Raw genomic sequence first — 7,475 nt, forward strand, 5'->3', positions numbered from 1 at the left:
TGCTCTGCCAGCTAAAAGCTAATGAAACTAGCCTTCTTTTCTATACATGGTGCTGCAATGCTAGCGAGCGCAGCCACTATTGTCAGTACAGCGGTGGTACAAGCACAACCCATTGTTCCTGCACCCAATGACACTGGCACTACTGTCACACCCGACGGCGATCGCTTGAATATTACAGGCGGTCAGACTTCTAGAGATGGAGCCAATCTTTTCCACAGTTTTCAACAGTTTGGGCTTAGCGAAGGGCAGATTGCTAATTTTATCTCTAATCCCGCTATTCGCAACATTCTGGGTCGGGTAGTAGGCGGCAATCCTTCTATTATTAATGGTTTAATTCAAGTAAGTGGCGGCAATTCCAACCTGTTTTTAATAAATCCTTCGGGCATTATCTTTGGCCCTAATGCTAGCTTGAATCTTCCGGCGGGTTTTACAGCTACTACTGCTACTAACATCGGTTTTGATTCCGTTTTGTTCAATGTGGCAGGGGCAAACGATTACAGTACGCTGATAGGAACTCCCAACACTTTTTACTTTAATCTCAGCCAACCGGGAAGTATCGTCAATGCAGGTAATTTAGCTGTTGTGCCGGGACAAAGTATAACTTTAATCGGCGGTACTGTCGTCAGCACTGGTTCTATCCATGCTCCCCAAGGTAATATTATTGTCGCTGCTGTCCCCGGTAAAAATGCTGTTCGTATTAGTCAAGAAGGGCATTTATTAAGTTTAGAAATTGGGGTTGTTGACGGGGGATTGTTGGCACAGAATGGGCAATTATCTCTGCCTTTGTCTCTTCCGCAATTGCTTGCGGGCCCAGGTGGGAACTCTGCTACTGGTATCTCCGTTAACGGTGCAGGAGAAGTGGTTTTGACGGGGGGTTTGAGGGTGGAAAGCGGAGATGTGGCGATCGCTAGTTCTACTGTTAATAGTCAGAATGCTACACTCTCGGCTGCACGTAATCTCACTTTGGTAGAAAGCCAGCTACTTACTGAGAACAATTTGTTTCTGTTGGCAGGAGATACGGTGCGGGTGAGGGATGGCAGTTATCCTTTCAGGGCGATCGCAGGCGGCAATCTTACTATACAAGGTAATCAAAATATTGATATCTTCGCCCTAAATTACCCTAACCCTGCATTCCAATCCTCCGGGGATATCACATTATTTAGCAATGGCAATGTTTCGGGTGATGCTCACTTCGCTGCGCGTGGTAATTTTTCTATTCTCACATTGTCTGGCAACGGCGCCAGTTTTGTGAGTTTGTACGACCCGATTATTAGCTCGGATGGAGATGTGAGATTTGGGGATTATACTGGAACCTCACTTAAGGTAGAAGCAAAAGGCGCGATCGCGGCGGGAGATATTACCATCAATGGGCCAGATACTACTTTGTCAGGTTCCGCCGATCCAGATGCGGCGGTGCTTTCAGGTAGTGCAGCTTTAATTTTGCGATCGGGCGTTTCGACTCTGGCGAATGCTGCCAATTTGCCGCCGAATGTCACCGCAGGGGAGACATTTTTTGCTTCACCGGGTGTTGCTTCGGGCAATAGCATCGGAGTGGGAGCGATTTCGACAGTAGGCGGGCCTGTGATTTTGGAGTCAGCAGGGGACATTGCGTTGGATGCGATCGCCACTTCTGGGGGTAATATTACTCTCAAAGCTGCCAGCGACATCGCCGTTACAGGCACTCTTCAGTCTACTGGCGGCAGTATTGACCTCACGGCTGGCAATCTTCTCACAGTCAGCGGCACTTTTACAGATAGTAACGGTGTAAATGCGAGCATTTCCAGCGCTAATGGCACAAGTGGCGGCGCGATTACTATTCGCCACGCGGGGAGCACGACTACACCTTTTATTGTCGGCGATGCGACAACGAATGGGACGACGGGAGCCATTACATCAGGTTCGGAGACTATTTCGCCACAATTCCCGGTGCCGGTGCCGCCAAGCACTTACACTCAGGGCAATATTGCGATCAGTTCTTCCGCGCCATCTCCAACACCGGAACCAACACCATCGCCGACACCGGAACCGACACCGGAACCGACACCGGAACCAACGCCGGAACCAACGCCGGAACCGACACCGGAACCAACGCCGGAACCGACACCGGAACCAACACCGGAACCGACACCATCTCCTACACCATCTCCTACACCATCTCCTACACCGGAACCAACACCGGAACCGACACCATCTCCTACACCGGAACCAACACCACAACCGACACCATCTCCAACCCCACTACCAACGCCGGAACCGACACCACAACCGACACCATCTCCAACCCCACTACCAACGCCGGAACCGACACCACAACCGATACCATCTCCAACCCCACTACCAACGCCGGAACCGACACCACAACCGATACCATCTCCAACACCACCACCAACACCATCTCCAACACCACCACCAACACCATCTCCAACACCACCACCAACACCATCTCCAATATCAGAACAAACACCATCTCCAATATCAGAACAAACACCATCTCCAACACCACCACCAACACCATCTCCAATATCAGAACAAACACCATCTCCAACACCACCACCAACACCATCTCCAATATCAGAACAAACGACATTACCGGATATTTCAATTACCAATGCGATCGCTCAATCTGGCAATTTGAATATCATTAATAGAATTGAATCTCTTTTTAACTACAGATCCGATTGGGTAAGCGAAATTGTCCAAACGGCATCGCCTCTAAATATAGTTAGCCGCAGCGATATCACACGGCTAATCGATAGAGGCGATATCCCACAAGCCATTTTCTTTATCGATATCTTCTACAGTGAACAAGTGGGCTCATACATTAATCAGGAAATCAGGCGCGATTTGCAATCTTTTACGGCCATACAGAAAAGAACTAGAATCATCGCCAGCCAAACTGGTAAAAAACCAGCCATTATCTACGCCTTCTCCCGCCCTGAACAATTAGACCTGATCGTAGTCCCCCCTAGCGGCATCCCTATTCATAAAGCCATCCCCGCCGCCCGACGCGAAACTTTGATGCAAGTCGCAGCCAATTTCAGCTCTGAACTCACTACTTCCAGAAACATCAATACTGAGAGCTATTTGCCAGCATCCCAACAACTTTACCAGTGGATAATTGCGCCCTTGGAAGCTGATTTGAAAGCTCAGGGCATCGATACGCTAGTTTTTAGTATGGATGCAGGGTTGCGATTGCTCCCCTTAGCCGCCCTCCATGACGGTTCTCAATTTCTAGTAGAAAAGTACAGCATCGGACTCATTCCCAGCGTCAACTTAACCGATACTAGCTATGCAAGTGTTAAAAATGCTGAAGTTTTAGCAATGGGAGCCTCACAATTTACTAATAACCCACCCTTGCCAGCAGTGCCTGCAGAACTTAACGCTATTGCCTCCGAATGGAAAGGCGAATCCTTCCTCAACCAAACCTTTACTCTCAACAATCTTAGGTCACAGCGCAAAGACAGACCCTATGGGATTATTCACCTCGCCACTCACGGATACTTTAACCCAGGATCACCGAGCAATTCTTACATTCAGTTATCAGATAGCAGGTTAACACTCGATCGCGTGCGGCAACTAGGGTGGAATCAGCCACCTAAAGTTGAGCTATTGGTGTTGAGCGCTTGCCAAACTGCTGTGGGTGATGATGACACCGAATTAGGTTTTGCGGGGTTAGCTGTGCAAGCGGGGGTGAAGTCAGTTTTGGCGAGTCTTTGGTATGTCAGCGATGAAGGTACTTTAGGGTTAATGGCTGAATTTTACCATCAGTTAAAGGTCGCGCCGATTAAAGCCGAAGCCTTACGGCAAGCTCAAATCGCCATGATCAAAGGTCAAGTTCGCATTGAAAATGGTCGTTTAATTTTGTCAAACTTAAATAAGGAGTTAGAATTACCGCCAGAATTAGCTCAACTGACTAATGAAAATCTCTCCCATCCTTACTATTGGTCTGCCTTCACGATGATTGGGAGTCCTTGGTAATGTCATTGCGAGGAACAAAGCAATCGTAAGGACTTTAGGCGTAGCTCGCAATCAGATGCTAGTTGATGAAGTGTAGGGACAAAGGCAATGCCCATTGGTGTCAACTTAAGCCTGAAACCCTTGAAAAATATCGCTTTTACCATAGTTCAGATCCCCCTAAATCCCCCTTAAGAAGGGGAGTAGGGGTTGACTTTGAGAAGACTCCTGTCCCCCCTTCTTAAGGGGGGCTAGGGGGGATCTGGCCCTAATCGTCAAACAACAGTCTCTGACTGGGTTTGAGCTTAAGTTGACACTAATGGGCTTTTGGAGTGTCCCTACGGGGATAAAACGATAGGCGGTGCTACTTCATGAAGGTGGAATTTGCTGTAAGTTATATTTTAGTGAAATCTATAAAGTTTAACAATTAAAGAGGTTGCATAATGATACAGCAAAAATTTGTTTCAATTCTAGTTTTTATTGACTCAAATGTTGAAAATTACCAGAGTTTAATTAGCGGCATTTCCCCAAATGCTGAGGTAATTATCCTAGATGAAACGCGGGATGGCATTGAGCAAATTACCGAAAGGCTAGCAATTGAACAAAATATAGAAGCAATCCACATCATCTCTCACGGTAGTCCAGGTGCAGTACATCTCGGTGTAAATACACTCAACAGCAGCAACATAGAAAGCTTCGGCCCTCAACTCAAACAGTGGCGCAAAGCATTAATTCCCGGTGCCGATATTCTCCTCTACGGGTGTAATGTCGCGGCTGTTAATCAGCCCCGGCGAATAGAATTCGCGGCTATACAAACAAAGTCCGGATGGTGCGCGGACTATGGAATTTCAACCCGCGCAGGCGGGTTTAGTTTGTGTAGTAGCGGTTTTAACCGCCCAGTTGAAAGTGCTACAAAGCCCACAAAACCTAACCAATTCCTCCAACGCCTGAGTGAGTTAACTGGCGCGTCGGTTGCAGCTTCCAAAAAGCTGACGGGAAGTGCTGCAAAAGGCGGCGACTGGGAATTAGAAGTGAGAACCGGAGAAATTAAAACACCGCTGGTATTTGAACCCGAAGTATTAGCCGCTTACGAGTATGTTCTCTCAACTTTCGGCGCTGCAACCAACTTTGGCGTGGGGACAAATCCCTACGGTATTAATATAGGGGATTTCAACGCTGATACCTTCCCCGACTTGGTAGTGACAAACCAGAATGACGACAACATTTCCATTTTGTTAGGGAATGGCACAGGGGGTTTTGGCACGGCTACCAACTTTGCCGTAGGTTCAAGTCCGGTTTACGTCACATCGGGACTGTTTAACAATGATAATTTCCCCGACTTAGCAGTAGCAAATGGTAGTAATAGTAATATCTCTATTCTGTTAGGAAATGGCACGGGAGGCTTCGGGGCAGCTAGCAATTTTAGTGTAGGTAACACTCCATTTTCAATAGGTGTCGGGAACTTTAACGCCGACACTTTCCTCGATTTAGCAGTGGTAAATGCTGACCCTCAAGGTACTGGTAGCGTCTCAATTTTGTTGGGAACGGGTACAGGAAGCTTTGCGGCTGCCACTAATCTCAATGTTGGTGCGATTCCGGCTGCGGTTGTTGTAGGCAACTTTAACGCTGACAGTTTCCCCGACTTAGCCGTTGCCAACAGCCTCTCTAATAATGTCTCAATTCTGTTAGGAAATGGTACGGGCGGATTTGGTGCAGCTACTAATTTTGGCGCTGGGCAAAATCCAAATTCGATAGCCACTGGGGACTTTAACGGAGACACTTACCTCGACTTGGCCACAGCTAACAACGGATCTAACAATGTTTCAATTCTCTTGGGAAATGGCACGGGCAGCTTTGGTGCAGTCACTAATTTTAGCGCCGGGACAGGGCTGCAAGGCATTGTTGCGAATGACTTTAGCAGAGATGGCCAACTTGACTTAGCAGTAGGAGGCACCGGCGGCGCTGCAATTTTAGTAGGCAACGGCAATGGCGGTTTTAGTTCACCCATTAACTTTGCTGCGGGGACAGATCCAACTTCCATTATTAGCGGCAACTTTAATGCTGACACTCTCCCGGATTTGGCATTAGCGAACAACGGTTCAGACAACGTTTCTGTGCTGCTAAATACACCCAATACAGTTAATTTCGGGGCTGCCACTTACAGCGGTACAGAAGGAACAACAGACACAGTAGTTAATATTCCCGTTACCCTCAGCGGCGGCACTCCTTTTGCTGATGTAACTGTGCCAATTGCGATCGACCCCAGCAGCACAGCCACCGAAAATTCCGACTACGCCTTTTCGCCTACCTCGATTACATTCCCCGCAGGTGCAACAGGTGCCGCACTCACCCAAAATGTTGCAGTTACTATCAAACCTGACAACATAGCTGAAAACGCCGAAACCGCAATTCTCAACTTTGGCACAATTACTGGTGGGGTTGCAGGTACAACGGCTCAAACCACACTAACTATTGCTGCTAACGGTACTGTTTCTTATGCCGTCGCCGCTGGTACTGCCAGCATTCCTGAAGGTAATAGCGGCACAACTCCTCTAACTTTTACGGTGACTCGTAGCGGCGGTGCTGGTGTAGCGAGTAGCGTCAATTATGCGATCGCGGGAACTGCTACCAACGTCAGCGATTACAACAATATCGGTGGCACTTCTGGGGCAACGGGTACGACTGGCACGATCAATTTCGCCACTGGTGAGACATCCAAAACGATTACTCTCGATGTATTAGGCGACAGTGCGATCGAACCTGACGAAACTGTTACCCTCACCTTGTCTAATCCTGTCGCACCAGGTTCAACTCCTACTATTACCGCTGATGCGGCCGCAACAACTGTCACTAATGATGACACCGCAGGTTTCACCCTTAACACTACCACCACGACTGCGACTGAAGGCGGTGCAACTGGAAGTTACAGTGTTAAGTTAAATACTCAGCCGACTGCACCTGTTACGATTAGCTTTGATACAGGCAGTCAAATTAATCCGATTTCGTCGATAAATTTTGACAGCACTAATTGGAATGTTGCTCAAACTGTTGCGGTTGTTGCTGTTGACGATAATTTAGTTGAAGGAAATCATACAGGTGCGATCGCGCCTACTTCTACCAGTAGCGATGTTAATTATAACGGCATCACAATTTCGACTGTTAGCGTCGCTATTACTGATAACGACACTGCGCCAACTCCGACCCCAACGCCAACTCCGACTCCGACAACAACTCCGACTCCGACAACAACTCCGACTCCGACAACAACTCCGACTCCGACAACAACTCCGACTCCGACAACAACTCCGACTCCGACAACAACTCCGACTCCGACAACAACTCCGACTCCGACAACAACTCCGACTCCGACAACAACTCCGACTCCGACAACAACTCCGACTCCGACAACAACTCCGACTCCGACAACAACTCCGACTCCGACAACAACTCCGACTCCGACAACAACTCCGACTCCGACAACAACTCCGACTCCGACAACAACTCCGACTCCGACAACAACT

General features: G+C 48.2%; 2 protein-coding genes. Both read left to right on the plus strand.

The features are described 5' to 3' along the window. Positions 1-57 precede the first annotated feature (57 nt). Entirely contained in the window at positions 58-3,978 is a 3,921-nt protein-coding gene (locus QT990_RS23740) for a CHAT domain-containing protein (protein WP_445305448.1), read from the plus strand. 419 nt (positions 3,979-4,397) lie between these two features. Next, positions 4,398-7,475, plus strand: a 3,078-nt coding sequence (locus tag QT990_RS23745) for a DUF4347 domain-containing protein (RefSeq protein ID WP_333465829.1), incomplete at its 3' end; no start/stop codon positions are given.

Source organism: Microcoleus sp. T3_B1, from assembly GCF_036700445.1.
In the GTDB taxonomy this organism is placed as follows: domain Bacteria; phylum Cyanobacteriota; class Cyanobacteriia; order Cyanobacteriales; family Microcoleaceae; genus Microcoleus.

What these genes read in the sequence shown, in the direction of transcription:
- QT990_RS23740 (WP_445305448.1), top strand. Translation starts at nt 58, where the DNA reads ATGCTAGCGAGCGCAGCCACTATTGTCAGTACAGCGGTGGTACAAGCA.